Annotated in this window: 16 protein-coding genes and 1 tRNA gene; 7 read left to right on the top strand and 10 right to left on the bottom strand. The window is 39.2% G+C overall.

Annotated features, from left to right (window positions below):
- The first annotated feature begins 602 nt into the window (after window positions 1-602).
- The 3 genes from HWV58_RS06735 to HWV58_RS06725 all read left to right on the top strand — a co-directional run bounded on the left by HWV58_RS06735 (window position 603) and on the right by HWV58_RS06725 (window position 4,717).
- Complete coding sequence (locus HWV58_RS06735; RefSeq protein ID WP_175633353.1) at window positions 603-2,099, top strand: sulfatase family protein; 1,497 nt, start codon at window positions 603-605, stop codon at window positions 2,097-2,099.
- Between the two features lie 765 nt (window positions 2,100-2,864).
- A complete protein-coding gene (locus HWV58_RS06730; RefSeq protein ID WP_217706957.1) occupies window positions 2,865-3,752 on the top strand; it encodes a class I SAM-dependent methyltransferase in 888 nt (295 codons plus the stop codon).
- Window positions 3,753-4,288: 536 nt separating this feature from the next.
- Window positions 4,289-4,717, top strand: coding sequence for a DUF1801 domain-containing protein (locus tag HWV58_RS06725; protein WP_175633352.1), 429 nt, complete (start codon window positions 4,289-4,291; stop codon window positions 4,715-4,717).
- A gap of 237 nt (window positions 4,718-4,954) precedes the next feature.
- Here HWV58_RS06725 and HWV58_RS06720 read toward each other — a convergent pair whose 3' ends face one another.
- The gene (locus HWV58_RS06720) at window positions 4,955-5,770 is read right to left on the bottom strand and encodes a phytanoyl-CoA dioxygenase family protein (RefSeq protein ID WP_175633351.1); all 816 of its coding nucleotides are present in this window, start codon (window positions 5,768-5,770) and stop codon (window positions 4,955-4,957) included.
- Between the two features lie 128 nt (window positions 5,771-5,898).
- On the opposite strand from HWV58_RS06720, the gene HWV58_RS06715 reads away from it, so the two are divergent.
- The 4 genes from HWV58_RS06715 (at window position 5,899) to HWV58_RS06700 (ending at window position 8,527) form a co-directional block, all read left to right on the top strand.
- Window positions 5,899-6,759 (top strand): AraC family transcriptional regulator, encoded by an 861-nt coding sequence (locus tag HWV58_RS06715; RefSeq protein WP_175633350.1) that lies wholly within the window; start codon window positions 5,899-5,901, stop codon window positions 6,757-6,759.
- A gap of 191 nt (window positions 6,760-6,950) precedes the next feature.
- Window positions 6,951-7,604, top strand: a complete 654-nt coding sequence (locus HWV58_RS06710; protein WP_175633349.1) for a hypothetical protein — start codon at window positions 6,951-6,953, stop codon at window positions 7,602-7,604.
- An 18-nt stretch (window positions 7,605-7,622) separates the two neighbouring features.
- The gene (locus HWV58_RS06705) at window positions 7,623-8,132 is read left to right on the top strand and encodes a hypothetical protein (protein ID WP_175633348.1); all 510 of its coding nucleotides are present in this window, start codon (window positions 7,623-7,625) and stop codon (window positions 8,130-8,132) included.
- Between the two features lie 44 nt (window positions 8,133-8,176).
- A complete protein-coding gene (locus HWV58_RS06700; protein ID WP_175633347.1) occupies window positions 8,177-8,527 on the top strand; it encodes a ferredoxin in 351 nt (116 codons plus the stop codon).
- A 581-nt stretch (window positions 8,528-9,108) separates the two neighbouring features.
- Here the strand turns inward: HWV58_RS06700 and HWV58_RS06695 are convergent.
- The 9 genes from HWV58_RS06695 to HWV58_RS06655 form a co-directional block, all read right to left on the bottom strand.
- Window positions 9,109-9,486 carry a carboxypeptidase-like regulatory domain-containing protein gene (locus HWV58_RS06695; protein ID WP_175633346.1) on the bottom strand — a complete coding sequence of 126 codons (378 nt, stop codon included), beginning with the start codon at window positions 9,484-9,486 and terminating at the stop codon, window positions 9,109-9,111.
- 11 nt (window positions 9,487-9,497) lie between these two features.
- A complete protein-coding gene (locus tag HWV58_RS06690; protein ID WP_175633345.1) occupies window positions 9,498-11,066 on the bottom strand; it encodes a hypothetical protein in 1,569 nt (522 codons plus the stop codon).
- A 503-nt stretch (window positions 11,067-11,569) separates the two neighbouring features.
- The gene (locus tag HWV58_RS06685; RefSeq protein ID WP_175633344.1) at window positions 11,570-12,052 is read right to left on the bottom strand and encodes a hypothetical protein; all 483 of its coding nucleotides are present in this window, start codon (window positions 12,050-12,052) and stop codon (window positions 11,570-11,572) included.
- Window positions 12,053-12,726: 674 nt separating this feature from the next.
- Window positions 12,727-13,377 (bottom strand): nucleotidyl transferase AbiEii/AbiGii toxin family protein, encoded by a 651-nt coding sequence (locus HWV58_RS06680; protein WP_175633343.1) that lies wholly within the window; start codon window positions 13,375-13,377, stop codon window positions 12,727-12,729.
- An 11-nt stretch (window positions 13,378-13,388) separates the two neighbouring features.
- Window positions 13,389-13,892: a DUF6922 domain-containing protein gene (locus tag HWV58_RS06675; RefSeq protein WP_175633342.1), complete on the bottom strand. Its 504-nt coding sequence runs from the start codon at window positions 13,890-13,892 to the stop codon at window positions 13,389-13,391.
- 68 nt (window positions 13,893-13,960) lie between these two features.
- A complete protein-coding gene (locus HWV58_RS06670; protein ID WP_175633341.1) occupies window positions 13,961-15,172 on the bottom strand; it encodes a site-specific integrase in 1,212 nt (403 codons plus the stop codon).
- 247 nt (window positions 15,173-15,419) lie between these two features.
- Window positions 15,420-15,492: transfer RNA gene (locus HWV58_RS06665), tRNA-Lys, on the bottom strand.
- A gap of 206 nt (window positions 15,493-15,698) precedes the next feature.
- Entirely contained in the window at window positions 15,699-16,400 is a 702-nt protein-coding gene (locus HWV58_RS06660; protein WP_175633340.1) for an NUDIX hydrolase, read from the bottom strand.
- A gap of 2 nt (window positions 16,401-16,402) precedes the next feature.
- Window positions 16,403-17,074, bottom strand: a complete 672-nt coding sequence (locus tag HWV58_RS06655) for an HAD family hydrolase (RefSeq protein ID WP_175633339.1) — start codon at window positions 17,072-17,074, stop codon at window positions 16,403-16,405.
- Window positions 17,075-17,134: the final 60 nt, after the last annotated feature.

Here is a 17,134-nt window from a genome sequence, read left to right as displayed (position 1 = left end):
CCTTCAGACAGCACAAATCGGGGTATTAATGCACGGTTATTTAAATTTGGTTATAACGTAGTTTTTTACTTCATATAAATCATTGAAAGTCAATCGATGATAAGTGATAAGTCTTTCTACAACGTCAACCGAATGTATAAAGATTTACAGCCAGATAAAAGAAAAAAGATTGCGCAACCGTTTGATTGTAATCGTAAAATGGCCCTACTGTTAGCTGCAAGTCTATATATTAAAGAGAGTAGCAAGCGTATTTGGGTTTAACAATGCTGATTTACCCTGCATAGTCTTAAGCATTTAACGATAAAGACGAGCCATTCTGGCCCATCTTTAAAAACAGATTCCTTAAATTTTCTGCAAAGGTAAAATCGTACATATAACGACCTGACAGTTTAGCCCATAATGGTATCTATAGAAAGACGATAGGCTAAAAAGTTGATTGATAATGCTAAGTTAAATTTCAGATGATCAAACGTTTGCGCAATGGTAACCAAAAATTAACTGTAATTTATTTCTAAAGTAATGCTTAATATTGGCCTGTTTACAGTGCCATTTTGCGCTGTTTTACAGCTGATGAAAACATAGTTCCTATTAAACTTAAATAAATGAAAATTCCATTACTGATTTTAATGTCTTTTTTTGGTCTGCAGAGCTTTGCCCAGAAAAAACCAAATGTAATTTTAATCTGTGCCGATGATTTGGGCTATGGCGACCTGAGCTGCTACGGTGCAACTAAATTGCACACCCCAAATCTGGATAAACTTGCTGCCAAAGGTATCCGTTTTACCAACGGACACTCTACTTCAGCTACCTGTACACCTGCGCGTTACGCCTTAATGACTGGCGAATATCCATGGCGGAAAAAAGGAACAGGTATTCTTCCCGGCGATGCTGCATTGATTATTCCAACGGACAGGAAGACCTTACCAAAAGTTTTTAAAGAAGCTGGTTATCAAACTGCAATTGTGGGTAAATGGCACCTAGGCTTAGGCGAGCAGGTAGAAAAGAACTGGAACGGAGAAATTAAACCCGGACCTAACGAAGTTGGTTTTGGTTATTCGTTTATTTTCCCGGCTACTGCCGATCGGGTTCCTACTGTTTTTCTTCAGGATCATCAGGTTGTGGCATTGGATAAGAATGATCCCATTGCTGTAGATTACAAGCAGAAAATCGGAAATGAGCCTACAGGAAAAGAAAACCCTGAGCTGTTAAAGATGAAGAGTACACCAGGGCAAGGGCACGATAATACCATTGTAAACGGCATTGGCCGCATTGGTTTTATGACGGGTGGAAAAATGGCCCGTTGGGTAGATGAAGAGCTTTCTTTTACCTTCCTTACGCAGGCAAAACAATTTATTGCGTCGAAAAAGCAGTCGCCTTTTTTCCTATATTTCGCTTTAACTGAACCGCATGTACCGCGTATGCCCGCTACCATGTTTAAGGATAAAAGTGGCTTAGGAGCCAGAGGTGATGCCATTTTGCAACTAGACTGGACAGTAGGAGAAATTATGAAGGAACTGGAGCAGCAGGGTATTGCCCAAAATACCATGATTGTATTTACCAGTGATAATGGTCCGGTGCTTGATGATGGTTACCAGGATGAGGCCGTTACACGCCGCAACGGACATACTCCGGCAGGAACGCTTAGGGGTGGTAAATACAGCGCCTTAGAAGGAGGCACGCGCGTTCCATTTATCATCAACTGGCCTGCAGGTATTAAACCTGCAGTGTCTGATGCGCTGGTTTCGCAAATCGATTTTATTCAATCTTTTGCGGCCTTATTGCAGGCCAAAATACCCGCCGGAACAGCAACGGACAGCGAAAACCAATTGGCTGCTTTTTTAGGGAAAAATAAAACCGGTCGTTCAGTTTATATTGAGCAGGGTGGAGCGCTTTCCATCATTAAAGACAACTGGAAATACATTACACCTCAAAAAGGACCTGCTTTTGCTAAGGCTGTAGGTATTGAAACCGGAAATCTGGATGCGCCACAACTTTATGATTTGAATAAAGATAAGGAAGAGAAAAATAATCTGGCTGCAACTTATCCAGATAAAGTAAAGGCGCTTGCTGCTTTATTGGCAGAGATTAAAGATAAATAGCACCCTACATTTTGATGTGAAAAGCATCGTTTTATAACGCAGGCACTCCGTAAAAGGAGCTGCCTGCTTTTTTGTTTATAAGATTTTCAATCCTTAGCGGAATCGAAGGACCTTCATTCGCTTATCTCTATTGCCTAGATCCGTCATCCCTGCGCATGCGGAAATCTTAATGCTTTCGCTATTATTCCAAATCCACAACCTTTCTTCCGCTTGCCGCCGCGGGGGCTCTTACCTTTTTCTTGATAAAAAGGTAACCAAAAATCAAGGCTTGGATCTGTTTTTTATGTGATAATGTTGTTTTTATCGGTATAAAAGATTGCTACGCAATTCTTGTAAAAACCTACGAAAACCTTAATAACGGCAGTCTCTATGCGCTTGCTTGCACTCATCCTAAATCACGCGCTTGATCCTGCCTTGTTCAGTATGAACATGTAAGATCGTGCAAAGTTTTTCGTGCTTTTTCCGGCGAAAATCTCCTATGCCGGATATCAGGGTGCAGAAGTGCTGCGCTTAAAAATTGTCGTCCTGAGCATTTTAGAAGGAGCTACGTTATTTCATTCGCTTATCGTTATTGCGAAGTGCTCAGCGAAGCTAATCTTAATGCTTTCGTTATTGTTCCATATTACAGGCCTTTTTCCGCCTATGGCCGCACACCTTCATTATTCATTTCCCAGGAATAAGATCGGATCAGGGTGACGGCCGGAGTAGTAGATTAAATTGTAAACCCATTTTACAATTTAAACCAATCTCTATGCTTAAATTTAAATGGCACCAATATTTAAGGCTATGGATTCAACACCTCCACAATTCGATCCGCTGAAATACAAACAAACTACCCATCAGCAATGGCAGCAAGCAGCGGAAGCCTGGTACCGATGGAGTCCTTTGTTGCACCAGTGGCTGGGCAAAACTACTCAAAAAATGCTCGATATGGCCAGCGTAACTACCGGACAAAGCCTGCTTGATATAGCTGCCGGAGCCGGAGAGCAATCCATAACTGCCGCCAAAATGGTTGGTCCAGGCGGTCGCGTGCTGGCTACCGATATTTCAGCCAATATTCTCGAATATGCCAAACAGATGGCTGCACAAGCCGGAATGCACAACATTGAAACAGCTGTAATGGATGGCGAAAACCTCACGCTTGAGGACGAAACATTTGATGTTGTGATTTCGCGGGTTGGACTGATTTATTTTCCTGATCAACAAAAGGCCCTGACAGAAATGTTACGGGTACTTAAACCCGGCGGAAAAATAGCCGCGATTGTTTACTCTGTACCCGAAAAGAATACTTTTTTCTCAACTCCGGTAGCTATCATCCGCAAACATGCGAAACTGCCACCTCCAGTACCAGGCCAGCCCGGTCCTTTTAGTTTAAGCCAGAAAGGAGTTATCGAAAATGCTTTTGCAACTGCTGGTTTTAAAAATGTAAAATCAACCCTGGTTAATGCCCCTTTAATTTGTGAATCGGCTAAACAATGTCTCCAGTTCGAAAAAGAATCGTTCGGAGCATTACATCAAATGATGAGCGGTTTATCAGAATCAGAGAAGGTTGCTGTATGGAACGAAATTGAAACAGCACTTGGGGAGTTTGAAACAGCAAATGGTTTTGAGGGGCCATGCGAAATGCTGGTAGCTGTAGGGGAAAAGGGGTAGGTAATTCGCTTTATTTTGCCGCAGATGCACGAAAGTCACAGATTTAGAACCAGCAGGAATAGTTCACCATCCTTTAACAGTTAATTACCCCAAAGCCGGCCCAAGTTTAACATTACTGTACCTGTTATTTAGTTTTTCTTAACTCAGTTATTCAACGCCTTACCAACCAAAGCCAGCAGCTATAGCCAATAGTACTGGTTATTTCTCATTGCAGAGTAGAAGCAATCCCCAGCATGGGGCGAATCAGGTACCAACTAAACCTGGCTAAAAGGTGGCCTAAACGTGGGGTGAATGTGGAATTAAGGTGGGGTAGTGGTCTTTAAAATTTTAATCAGATCGATTAAACTGAAATTATTCTCTTAACCTAAGATACAAAAAAATATGGTCATTTTATTAATTTTCTAAAAGGCACAAGTCAGGCCATTTCCAGATCCTGGCAGCACTAAGACTTGCGCCAGAAGAGGCTTCGATTCGACCTTAAAATATAGTATATTTGAGTGTTGGCATCACGCTTAACAGCATTATTCAGCATATAAATGAACATATCCGCCCAAATAGAAGCTTACATTACCAACCAACCAGAAGCCAAACGCAGCGATATGCAGACGCTGCATGATATCATTACAGCACTCATGCCAACTGCACGACTTTGGTTCCTTGATGGTAAAAACAGTGAAGGTAAAATTGTTTCCAATCCAAACATCGGGTACGGACAATACACCATCACTTATGCTGATGGCAGCAGCAAGGATTTTTATCAGATCGGTCTCAGCGCCAATACCACCGGTATTTCAGTGTACATTATGGGGATTAAAGATAAGCTATACTTAGCCCAAACCTATGGTGCAACAATTGGTAAGGCAAGCGTTACGGGCTATTGCATTAAGTTTAAAGCGTTAAAAGATATTGATGTAAATGTACTTCAGGCAGCAATACTTGATAGGGTTGAGGGAGGAGTGATCTAATCTATATCAATCATTAACACATCATATTTAAGTGTTAATGACATCCTGACCATGAGAGACAATCCTTCTTAATGTGCTTAATTACTTAATGATGAATAAGCCACTTTATTTCAGCAGATAATTAGCGCATCATATCTGACTATAAAACAGCTCTTTCTTAATATACTTAATGATAAAAATAAGCCACCATCATTCCTTCATGGTTAAAACGCATAATTTACCTGGAAGACCTGCGACCTACAACAGCAATGGATTAAGATCGCTTGCTGCCTTTGTACCTGGTTGTAAGCCCTGTAACCAGCGGTTCCTGTCGTTTTCCTGATGCTCATTGATGGGCGCAGTTACTGTAGCGCCATTGGCAAAATAAATGATCGTCATTACCTCTCTTGTAACGTTAGATTCATTGCCAGGAGCAGTATGCAAGGTCCATCCGTAGTGCCATGTGGCATCACCGGCATTCATTGTATCAGCTCTGGTTACAGAATATCCCTTTCTGTTGATATGTTCATTAAGTTCCACTTCCGACTCATCTGAAATAGCAATATCTTTAACCGAACCTGCTTTATGTGATCCTGATGCAAAAGTAAGCATGCCCATGTTTTCGCCGATATCAACTAAGGGCATCCACATGGTTATTGTATTGGTAGTACTCAGTGGCCAGTAATATTGATCCTGGTGCCAGGGGGTAAATCCTCCTCCAGATTCTTTATACAGGGCCTGATCGTGATAAAGGCGAACATTGTCTACCCCTAGAAGATCAGCTGCAATTTTTGCAAAACGTTTTGCCAGTGTAAATTTCTTAACCGCTTGATCCGATTCCCACAGGTTCATGATCTGTAAAAATGCCTTACCATAAGTATCACGTTCCTCGAGCTTCCTAGTTTCTGTATTGTATTTATAGGCAGCTTCATTAATCGCCTCTCTGTAAACGGCAACTTCTCCGGCGTTCAAAATTCCCTTTGTAAGCGTGTGCCCGTTTTTCCTGAATGCATTGATCTGTGCCTCGTTTAAAGAGATTGGTTCGTTTAACGAAGGTAAAATGAGTTTATTCATATAGCTGTTTTTTTAACACAAACTAACAGCATCTGCAACTTGCAAAAAACGGAAATATTGGCTGATTTATGGATTATTTTGTCATTTCAATTATATATGATAACTTAAAGAGTTAATATTATCAATAAATGAAGCCAGCATTTGAAGCAGTTAAAACCTCCGGAAACATTTCCTTTGCGGCGAGCAAGTTTATCGAAAAATATTTCTCTGCCCCTTATCACTATCATCCTGAGTTTGAGCTAACCCTTATTGTAAAGGGTTCGGGCAAACGATATGTTGGCACACATATGCAGGATTATTTTGCAGGCGATCTGGTTATGCTTGGTGCCAACCTCCCACATTACTGGAAAACGTCGGAAGATGCGGCCGAGGAATCGGTTTCTATAGTTGTGCAGTTCCGTGAAGACTTTCTGGGTGATTATTTCTTCAACATACCGGAGATGAACAAGATAACAAAGCTACTAAAGGACAGTAGTAGTGGCTTACAATTTACCGGTGATACCACAGCTGCCCGGCAAATGATGAATGCGCTTTTACAGGAAAACAACAGTTTTAAAAAACTCATCATACTGCTTGATCTGTTGCAACTGCTTGCTACAGCTACCCGGTACTCTATGCTGCAAAAACAAAATGAGTTTGCATTCTTGTCATTTTCTGGTATGGAGCGTATCCACCAGGTACTCGCTTATATTGTTGACAATTTCCAACACGAGGTTTCACTGGAGGCTGCTGCAAATATTGCCAACATGTCTACACATGCTTTTTGCAAGTATTTCAAACGGATCACCCGTAAAACTTTTATTGGGGTTGTTAATGATTACAGGGTCGATTATGCGCTGCGCGAGTTAATAAACACCGACAAATCAATTTCTCAAATCTGTTACGATAGCGGCTTTAAAGATGTTTCTAACTTTCATAAAACGTTTCGTTCAAAAATGAATATTAGTCCGCTGCAGTACCGGAACAATTTTAACTGGCAACCCGCTTAGCTTGCGCCACGGACGGGCTGAATCATAAGCGCTTGCTATCACCATTAAGATCGTTAAGCAACTTCATGGATTTGTTCCTTATTACTAATAACAAAAATATAAATGGCGATGCAACCTCCGAACAATCCTTGTCGTCTACCCTAAATACATTATAACCTATTATACTTACAGCACCAAAGAAATTTTAAACTATGAAAAAATCTACTTACCTGCTTATCCTCGCGCTTTGCGTTTTTACCAGTTCTTGCACCATGATGGTTAAGGGTTTTGCCAAACTCTTGGTTAAAGATTACAATGATTACACCAGTACCCATATTTCTGATATCCAAATTGTAAATCAGAATGGAAAGAGTGAAACATTTGGCAATTTGTACCCGCAAAAAACGGTTTATCTATATGTTTGGGGAAATAAGAAACTGTCTGAGCAGCAAGAAAAATCATACCTGTTATTGAAGGAACGTTTTGCTAAATATCCGGATGTAGTTTTTGCTACGCTTTTTGTAGGCTCTGATACGACATTAAATACCAATAGGTTAGTTAACAATGCTTCATCGGCTGAATTCAGAGAGATTTTGAAACTTGGCGATCCTGCACCATTCATTATTGGAAAAGATGGTGCGATATTAGCTTACAAAGGCCCAAAACCAGATGACAAAATTATAGTAGATTATGTTATTTGCCAGGCCATGAAAGGCGAAGATGGAACCAAATCCGCTAAACGGTTTATTAGGGGAGTGAATGGGAATAGTCAGTTTAAATCGGATAAACTCATTGAATGGTACACTGGCCACTACGGCAAAGCTCCTGCAAATAAACTTCCGATGTCTCTATCTTCTACAAACTAGATTTTTATTCCCAATAGCGTGGAGTTTTTTAAAAAAATATTGGCAAAGAAGTCCTCATCCATTGATTGGGAGAAAGTGAGCTATTCAGAGAAGGTATATCCACCACATTCATTTACGTTGCTAAAGTTGACCATGCCAAACGGTAAGCCAGGGACAGGCTGGGTTGATAAAGCTTTTAGCAAATATGAGTTCAAAGAATTTTGTCCTTATCACATTAGGATAAGTATCGACCTTACTGATAAAATTGCTGAAGATAATCCTGATTTGGATATGGGAGCAATTGAGGATTTCTTTTTAGATGGGCTAAAGAAAATGTGCATTTGCCATTTAGTTTCCAGGCTCGCAGCAGATAAAGGAATAGATATGTTATTTTATGCTGAAAAGGATGCACCTGTAGCGCAATTTTTAACAATGTCTGCGCAATCAGAAGACAGATTCGTATCTTTCACTTATAAAATTGACTTCGATCCTAAGTGGAGGAAAGTGGATAAATTACTTAATGCGCAGGAAAGAAAATTTGGCTGGTAAAACGCTAAATAAGTGGTTACTCCTCCACAATCAATAATAGCATAATGAAAATATTTGGAAAATTTTTCGATAAGGAACTACCAGGCAGATACCCGGAAAACGTCCAGGGAGATTTTTATGTAGAGAACCAGGTATGTATTACTTGTGGAGCACCTGAAGCCGAAGCGCCAGATCTGATTGAACATTCGAAAATCGAATACGGACATTGCTATTTTAAAAAACAGCCACAAACTCCCAATGAACTCAATAGGGCAATAAGTGCAATGCAGGTTTCATGTATCTCAGGGCTTCGATACGGAGGTAAGGATGAGGAAATACTAAAACGTCTTTACGAGGCGGAACTAGCTGATGAATGTGACCACAAACCTAAAGGTAAATACCGTTCTCGCTTGTAACGAGAATTGCTGAGAACTGCGATTCAACATTTCTTAATGTACTTAATTGCTTAAGGATAAAATTAGCCACCATTAAGCCATTAAGGTAGTTAAGCAGCTTAATCTTACACCAACCGTCCTCGGTTGTAACGAGGACGGTTGAGAATAGCGATTCTATCGCAATCTTGAGCTTATATTTCTATTGTTATTGATCGAAACACTTTGAAATAGTGCATCTGCCCGATATCTGTCAAAAGCTCCAAAACACAAAAAAGCCCCACATTTCTGTGAGGCTTTCTGTGATCCCGCTGGGATTTGCACCTAGTGCTAAAATCAGGGTTTAATTAGTATTGTATGCGGTTTTCGATTTTGACTCACCTAATCACTCGCCATTTTTTTCGATACGTTTTAGCTGCAATTGCTGTTGCTAATATATGAATATACTTTCATATTGACAATAAATAACCCATCCGATATCATGATAACTTCTCTTTATGATATTACGCTTATAGGTTCTCCATAACAACTACACAATCATCGATTGGAGTTCTATATGCGTGACTGGACATTTTGTATGCTCAATTAATTTTTTTTAATAATTGTTAATTGATTGTTTCCATACGTGACTCTTTCAATACAAAATCTATTACTAATGAATCCCCTTTTACAAGTTCTATTGATCGTGTTGAGGTCATTAAATACCCAATATAGCTAGCGCGAATAATATGCTTTCCCTCGCTAAGATCAACGCGAAATTTACCGTCACGATTTGTTGTCGTTAAAAGGTTTGTATCTGCAGATTTTATCGCTACGCCTGGTAATGTTCTATTGTTTTTGTGTGTATCGTATACGGTACCTGTAACAATTATCTTATCGCTTTTAGTTTTGTAAATGGTTTTTTCAAAACTGCCATTACGATTAAGCACACAGCCAACCAAAGCTGTTAAAACAATCACTAAACTGAATATTTGCTTTTTCATATCTTTTATATTTAACATCCGGATGGGTTTCCTTTTCCAGATTTTGGATCACCTTTTCTATCTTTCCCATACTGTTCTGCATTTAAGGTATCTTGAATTCTGTTCTTATCAGTAGAGTTAAGTTGTTGATACGCGGGGGTTGCCTCAAGACCACCCCAAGCCATATCGCTGTAAAACTGATCCTTTTCCGTTGCAGTAGAGAAAGTAATGTTGTGGAGATCTCCGTACTCCCTAAGACCTGCAGCAATATCATTTTTAAATTCAATTGTCATCTCAATATGCTGTATAGCATTCAAATCAGGTTTTTTAACTTTTTGCCACTCCAATACCATGTCCGGATAGGATAGTTGCGCTAAAATTGGATTATTTGAAAAATAAGAAACGAGGTAGGCATGCACAGCCTCATGAAGTAGGGTTCTTGCTAGGGCGAGGTCTCGCCCCGTTGTATATTTGTCAACATCTACCTTCGTAGATGCACCGCCAGTAATTTTTGATGTTGTGGCATTTGTATTCGCGGCTAAAGTACCTGTGCTCAAATTCCAAGTGTATCCCGGTACTTCTCCCGAAAATTTTTGAATCATTGCGACTACAGAACCCTCAGTTTGATACATAAGGGAATACATTATTGAAGAAGCACATGGACTTAGGCTACTTAAATTGATCCGTTGATTGAATTGTTCGGCGGTCGTTCCGGTGCTTCCGTTATTACCACTTCCGCCATCTCCAGGGTTTGTTGGCGGATCAGGGAACCAAACATCTACACATACTTCTCTATCAGCATAATCGCTAAGCCAAAACGCCACTCCGCATATTGGGGAAGGAAAATTACAATATTCACTATAAACAACCTCAAATCCAAAAGTGCCTCCGCAAGAAACCGTTCCACTGGATACATAAGTGCACTCTCGCATTTCATATCTACACTGGCTTTCCCAGTAAGAGATAGTGGGCGGTCCATTTAGAGCTAGCTTGTTAGCAGATAGCATTTTTTTCTTTTGATAGCCCACACTCAACTCACCGTTTGAATACTCAAGTAAGAAATTTTTTCCATCTTTTAGGTTTGTAACTAATAAATTACCACTAAAATTCTGCATATTTAGTATTTCTCTTGAAGGTGTATCATTTTCGCCAGCTGTTGGGCGAAAATAAAAAGCTTTATAAAATTCTTTTTCATTCTTAACCATTAAATAAGACGCTGCTCCAATTTCCGTGGCAACAAACGATTTCCCACCTTGCTTTACCTGTGCAATCAAGCGAAAAAAAACATATGAAACAGTATCGTTCACAACCTGAATCCTTGGATTTTTCCAATCTGGTGTCCATGTGAGCTTTTCACTTAGGTTAGGCTGTATTTTTTGATGGAGCCCCTGTGCAACATAAGAGTTTTTTATAGCTAGAAGCCGATTGGCTAAATCGGGGGAACTTGCCGAAAGGGTTTTGAGCCCCTTAACATTATTGATCAATCTATCTTTGGCGCACCGAGATATTACAATGCAAATAAGTAATAAAAGAAATACCTTTGATGTGCTTAAAATCAGGCCTTTTGTAAAATGGAGCCGTTCCATTTTTTTTTGTTTCATAAGAATGAGATAAAGTTAATATAGATTTAAACAACCAAATATACAATTAAACTGTTCTTTTGCAATTCATTAAAATAAGAAATAAGGTTTGTTCGCAAACTTAGTTATTTGATTTTTTCAAATATGTGCTGTTAACAATAATTAAAATGCATTTTTCAGTTTTTAAAAGTTAATCAAATAAATTGCGTGAATGTAAATTTAAGCTTGCAAATATTACTGGACATACAATTTATAATTTTGTTATAAATGATACAACATCGAAACATAACGTATACATAGTAATTTTTTTAAAAAAAATTAAATTTCAGTTGCTTCCAGTAAACCCTACAATTTTGATCTAATATCATAACCTAATCGACCATAAGTTTATATAACTTTATTCATCCTAACAAAAGCAGCTTACAAGATTGTTTTTTGCTTAACTTCCTCCTCGGAATGCATGCCTAAGATCATCATTAGAGTTCCAATCCTCCCGTGCATAAGAACATAGTCAGGATCTAAAATTAAGGCTGCTTCAAAAAAAAATCAATGATTTTTGGAATCTGATTCATATAAATCAAATTATACTTCTTACTTCCTTTCGGCAGGTACTTATATAGTCCACCCTTAAGACTAAGAGAAAAGGCTTCCGGCACAAGCGCTTCACTCAAATGTTCCAGAATTGTATCATTTACATCCTGCGAATCCGCGTCCTGAATAACTTGGGTTAACAATTCTTCATAAAATTGCGTAAAGGGAAATTCATTTATACGATCGACATCATTTCCACGGTGAACAAATTTTTCTTTACCTACAAGCTCCTCTTTGTCATCTGACTCCTCAACAGCTTCTTGGATTTTTTTGGACTGCTCAGCAACTGCAGATACATTGTTCTTGATGATTTTTATGAACTGAGCAACATTGGGATGATCCTCAATTTTTGAACCCTGCCGTTGTTTCTGGTTAAAACTGTTTCTGCATATATCATCGTTCACAACAACTGGCAATTGCTCTGTAGATTAGAGAGAATTAAAATCGATACCCAGCACTTATACATCTTATTAAGTGAAACTTACAGTAGTGATAACTCAACATTAATAGCCAGTTCCCTAAATTACCAACCAACATTTAATACTATTGAAAAGATTGTAGAGCTTTATGAACGATTGTTGGCAAGCGAAAGAGAAAAAAATGAACTTCTGAAAAAGCTGTAGTTGAGTGCATTCATCTTCTTATCTACTACCCAAATATTGAGTGCTCACTTCGTTTGCTAAGAAATAAATCAAATCCGAGAATGGATGTCATCCGGTTTGAACCCGATCCTTTTTCGTTTAGGAACAGGCGGTTCCTCTACCGCTAACAGGTCTAAAAAAACAATAGTTTTCAGCTTTTTCTTTTCTATCCCCAGACGACTTTAGGTGTTATCAGCAATCATATTCCTAAGTGGTGCAAATATTCGGATGAGTTAAATAGTCACATTGATGGCAGGTTATCACAAATTGTGATAACCCTTGAAGAATCCCTTTGTGCCAACGGCAAGCCGTTAGGATTTGATAGAAAACATACTTCGCCGCTGGTGAAGCTGTCGAAGTATGTTTTCCCGCTGAGCCTTGTAATGAAAATGCCATTACCTTTGGGACGGTTTGTTCGCCGAAATGATTGGATTAGTGCATTCGCAAACCTAGCGACCCATTCCTCTGCCTCGTTCATTTTTATTGTCGTTCTTTGTTTCTTTCAACTTATTGTTCAGCTCTTTGATTTCCTGAATACGGGTATATTCCCGTACTGCTTTTACTATACTACCCTGAACATCCTGCCATTTTAGCTTTCCATTCATCAACTTTACTGGAACGCTGAAATCGATATCGTTATGATACATTAAAGACGACTTGGCGGTGTTAGGATCTACATTTGGATATTTTCGGCAGTAGAAACCAATAATTTCATCCAATGGTATTTCCTTTAAAAGGTAATGTATATCGATAAAATCCTTGATCCGTTGTCCACTATTAACGATTGCATTGATTTTCATGGCCGATATGTCTTGATTGGACATCATCCTAATTCCCTCTATATTTTCGATGGGTTTGATGGATGGATATTTGTGCGAAATAAAATCAAAATCTACTTCCCCAATGCTTCCGCTGGCATAATTTTCCTTGTGGCGTTTTACGTCTGCGCCGTATTTATTTCGTAAGTATTCGGCAAGTTCGTTTCCATCAAAATCCGAAGAGCTGAATAGGTCAATGTCTATGGATTCCCTATGCCCAATCCTCAAAGATAGAGCGGTACCGCCTACGAGGTAAAAAGAATTGAGCTGATGATCTTTCATCAACGTCTGGATTAGATCCAGTGTCCCTGATTTAACTGTTTCTTTGTGTAACATCTGAGTTTTTCTTTGCTCAACTGAAAATATTCGCAAACGGCTTTCAGGGTCATGTCAGAAAGATAGGTAATGTCGTTTTTCAGGGCATATACCACATTTTCTCTCCCATAAAACCTGATCATCTCCTCCCAATCCTTAGGGTCGCCTTTATCAAGCACTCGTTCCATAACGGTTCTATAACTTCTGTTCCAGTCAAGTTTGTCAAAATCAAAGTCCCAGAACAATACCTTTGGAAGGTCGGGTCTTCTGACCTTTTGTATCAGTGGCTGTCTTTCGATTTTGATTTCGTCATTTTCGAATGGAACCTTCTTTTTGGAAAGATAGTTGTTCAATGTATGATAGTTATAAGCGGGGTAGCTGTCGCAAAATCCCTTTAGACTTGAAAACACGTCGATGTCCGTACTGGCAAATCTCTTCCAGTGCACAACGATAACTCTTTTGTTCAATTCCTTTAACATCATACAAATTTAACCAAAACAGAAGTCAATGCCTAATATTTTTAAATATTTGTCAGTTGTTGGTTGTTTATCTAATTATATTTATCAATTAAAAGCGCCATATCTGCACTTACCTTGATATCCAAGACCTTTGCATATATCTGTGTAGTCCTGATATTTGTATGCCCAAGCATCTTCGATACGCTTTCCATCGGCACCCCATTGAGGAGAGTAACCGTGGTAGCGAATGTGTGCCTTGCAATATGTGAGCTTAAGGGCTTATCAATTCCGCATACAGAAGCGATTTCTTTCAAATACTCATCTAGCTTTTGATTGCTCGAAACTGGCAATGCCCTGTCTTTGGTGATGCAATATGGATGGTCGCTATACCTCTCCAATACTGCTATTGCAGGTGGTAATAGGGGAACAGCCGACCGGGTTCCCGTTTTGGTTCTGTTTGTATAAACCCATTTCTTGCCATCTACACCTGTTTTAATATTCGATAGGCTTAATTTTTCTATGTCAGAATAGGCAAGACCTGTAAAACAGCAGAAGATAAATACATCACGTATCTGACTTAACCGCTCGGTTAAGAACTGCTTTTCAGAAATTTTTGTCAACTCCTCCTCTGTGAGAAACGACCGCTCTACATTCTTGCTTTTTAGTTTGTACCCGAACATTGGATCGCTGTCGATCCATTTTAGGCTCATTGAAATGCGCAAAATTTTTCCAAGGCTCTTTAGATATCTTACCGTAGTGTTGTTGGCGCAACCATTTACCGACCTTAGGAAAAAATCAAAATCTCTTATAAACGCATGGTCAATATTTTTGATGTTAATATCTGTTATTTGGTATTTCTCATTCATGAAAGCGGTAAGATGTCTTTCCAAAACCTGAAAGCGCTTCAAGGTACCAATGGCATACTGCTTTCCTACCAAAACCTCCATCTTTTCGTTGTGAATTTTGACGCCTTCCATCAAGGTGTGCTTCCGGACTTCCCGACCGATAAATCTGCACTTAATGCCTTCGGATGTAATAACTTCGCCTGCGCCAAAAAGATCCCTGTAAATCTGGTTGATCATTGACTGGAGATTGTCCAGATGAGCATTAAAGCTTCTGACATCTTCCTTTTTTCCATCCTGTCTGCCTGATTTGGTATTCCACTTTTCAGGATCGCACTCAAGACCGCTGGTCATTTCTGCCCTTTTTCCGCCAACAGTTATTCTTAAGTAAACTGGGACATTGCCGCCACGATAGTTTTTCTGCTTTTTAAGATAAAAAAGCAGGCTAAAATTAGTTTTCATATAAACTGAATTAAGGTTAACAAAATTAGCCCTGCAGTCTGAAAACGTCAAGACGTTCGATGGTCGAACGTCTTGTTAAACAAGTGGTTATAAATAATTCGGTGAGTTCTTTTAGTACCTAAATTACTCACCGAATTACACACTTTTAATATGAGAATCGGTAAGTATTTTAGTTTTTCCATCAAAACAAAAAAGCTTGCAATCATTTGATTTGCAAGCTTTTACGTAGTTTTGATACTATTTTCTGTGATCCCGCTGGGATTCGAACCCAGGACCACTACATTAAAAGTGTAATGCTCTACCAGCTGAGCTACGGAATCATTTCCCTTTGTTTAAGGAGGTGCAAATATAGAGATTTATCCTTTCTTTGCAAATGTTTTTATAAAATGTTTTTGGTCTTTAGCGTTAAAATAATGTTATCTGTTTGTAACCTGCTGATTTTAAATTTGTAAGATCTGAAAATATTTTTCATCTTTTTTCTTAAAAAAATAAGCAGAACAAAAACAGATCGCCATGCTTTACCAAATTACGATTTTGAAGCCTTCGGTATAAAGTTCAAAAACGATTGAAACTGGGCTTTATGCTTGTTTTTATCGAGTTTAAAATAGAAAGCACCACGTCTGGAACTCGATTTATCTTTATCGGTTTGTTTAATGAGCAAACCACTGGCGGTAATTTTGCGTATAAAATTCCGGTTATCAATCGGTGCATCGTACACCTGCTCGTATAAAGCCTGTAGTTGCGGGATGGTAAAACGTTTAGGTAAAAGTTCGAACAAAACGGGGTGGAGGGCTGCCTGATAACGGATTTTATCCATAGCCGCTTTTACCATAATGTTGTGATCGAAAATCAGTTCAGGTACATCTTTAATTTTAAACCATTCGGCATGGTATTGATCATTAATCTGTTTGCTGTATTTATTGATATCGATCAGGGCGAAATACACTACTGATACGGTGCGTTCAATCGGATCGCGATCGGGGCTACCATAAGCATGTAACTGCTCTAAATATACATCGTGCAGTCCGGTAAGTTCCAGCAGGATACGTTTCGCGGCACCATCGAGGTTTTCGTTTTCGCCGATAAAGCCTCCCATTAAGCTCCATTGATCTTTAACCGGCTCAATGGCCCTTTTTATAACCAAAAGTTTCAGTTCTTCGCCATCGTAACCAAAAATAATGCAGTCTACGGCAACCAGTACAGGTTTTTGATTTAAATATTTTCCCATGTTTAAAAAAGCATATTTAATTTAGTGTCATTGTAATCAGTAATATACCCTAAAATATTCGGATAACCATCAAATTCTTCAATGGTATGTGTGGTGGTTAATACCACGCAAGGCATGCCTGCATTCAGGGCCGATTCTACTCCTTTCGGTGCATCTTCAAAAACCAGGCAATCAGCCGGAGCAATACCCAGTGCCGCTGCAGCCTTTAAAAAAGTTTCCGGATCGGGTTTACTTGTTTGCACATCATCGGCACTTACAATCGCATCCAGGTAATGGCGGATGCTTAAACCATCAACCACGAAATCGATATTAAAAGGAATGGCTGCCGAGCCAATAGCCATTGGAATATGTGCAGCCTTTGCCCGCTCCAAAAAGTTCGCCAGCCCATCAATTAAGGCCAGGTGAGGTAAATAACCTGCCTGATAGCGCTTTTCTTTATCTACTGAAAGGCGTTCTACCTCAGTAGGGCTAAATTTACCTTTGCCGAAAACACGTTCCAGTACTTCGTGGTTTTTACCGTACATTTCCCTTTTAACACTTTCGTAATCCAGTGCTGCACCTAAATCTTCGGTCATAATGCTGTACCAGGCCAACGTATGGTATTCCATATCGTTAATCATGGTTCCGTTTAAATCGAAAAGAAAAGCTTTAGGTCTGAAATTCAAATCGTGCATATTCTTGCTAAATTATGTGATTTTTTTTGATGTAGGGAATGATGATCAATATTAAGAGAA

The organism is Pedobacter ghigonis (assembly GCF_903166585.1).
Classification (GTDB): domain Bacteria; phylum Bacteroidota; class Bacteroidia; order Sphingobacteriales; family Sphingobacteriaceae; genus Pedobacter; species Pedobacter ghigonis.
The sequence above is the reverse complement of the archived record's forward strand: the minus strand, read 5'-3'. Positions and strand labels throughout refer to the sequence as shown.

Excerpts from the sequence above, each read along its gene's own strand:
- HWV58_RS06715 (WP_175633350.1), top strand. The coding sequence starts at position 5,899 with ATGAAGCCAGCATTTGAAGCAGTTAAAACCTCCGGAAACATTTCCTTT.
- HWV58_RS06720 (WP_175633351.1), bottom strand. The coding sequence starts at position 5,770 with ATGAATAAACTCATTTTACCTTCGTTAAACGAACCAATCTCTTTAAAC.
- HWV58_RS06655 (WP_175633339.1), bottom strand. The coding sequence starts at position 17,074 with ATGCACGATTTGAATTTCAGACCTAAAGCTTTTCTTTTCGATTTAAAC.
- HWV58_RS06690 (WP_175633345.1), bottom strand. The coding sequence starts at position 11,066 with ATGAAACAAAAAAAAATGGAACGGCTCCATTTTACAAAAGGCCTGATT.
- HWV58_RS06710 (WP_175633349.1), top strand. The coding sequence starts at position 6,951 with ATGAAAAAATCTACTTACCTGCTTATCCTCGCGCTTTGCGTTTTTACC.
- HWV58_RS06680 (WP_175633343.1), bottom strand. The coding sequence starts at position 13,377 with ATGAAAGATCATCAGCTCAATTCTTTTTACCTCGTAGGCGGTACCGCT.
- HWV58_RS06725 (WP_175633352.1), top strand. The coding sequence starts at position 4,289 with ATGAACATATCCGCCCAAATAGAAGCTTACATTACCAACCAACCAGAA.
- HWV58_RS06675 (WP_175633342.1), bottom strand. The coding sequence starts at position 13,892 with ATGATGTTAAAGGAATTGAACAAAAGAGTTATCGTTGTGCACTGGAAG.
- HWV58_RS06695 (WP_175633346.1), bottom strand. The coding sequence starts at position 9,486 with ATGAAAAAGCAAATATTCAGTTTAGTGATTGTTTTAACAGCTTTGGTT.
- HWV58_RS06700 (WP_175633347.1), top strand. The coding sequence starts at position 8,177 with ATGAAAATATTTGGAAAATTTTTCGATAAGGAACTACCAGGCAGATAC.
- HWV58_RS06730 (WP_217706957.1), top strand. The coding sequence starts at position 2,865 with ATGGCACCAATATTTAAGGCTATGGATTCAACACCTCCACAATTCGAT.
- HWV58_RS06660 (WP_175633340.1), bottom strand. The coding sequence starts at position 16,400 with ATGGGAAAATATTTAAATCAAAAACCTGTACTGGTTGCCGTAGACTGC.
- HWV58_RS06670 (WP_175633341.1), bottom strand. The coding sequence starts at position 15,172 with ATGAAAACTAATTTTAGCCTGCTTTTTTATCTTAAAAAGCAGAAAAAC.
- HWV58_RS06735 (WP_175633353.1), top strand. The coding sequence starts at position 603 with ATGAAAATTCCATTACTGATTTTAATGTCTTTTTTTGGTCTGCAGAGC.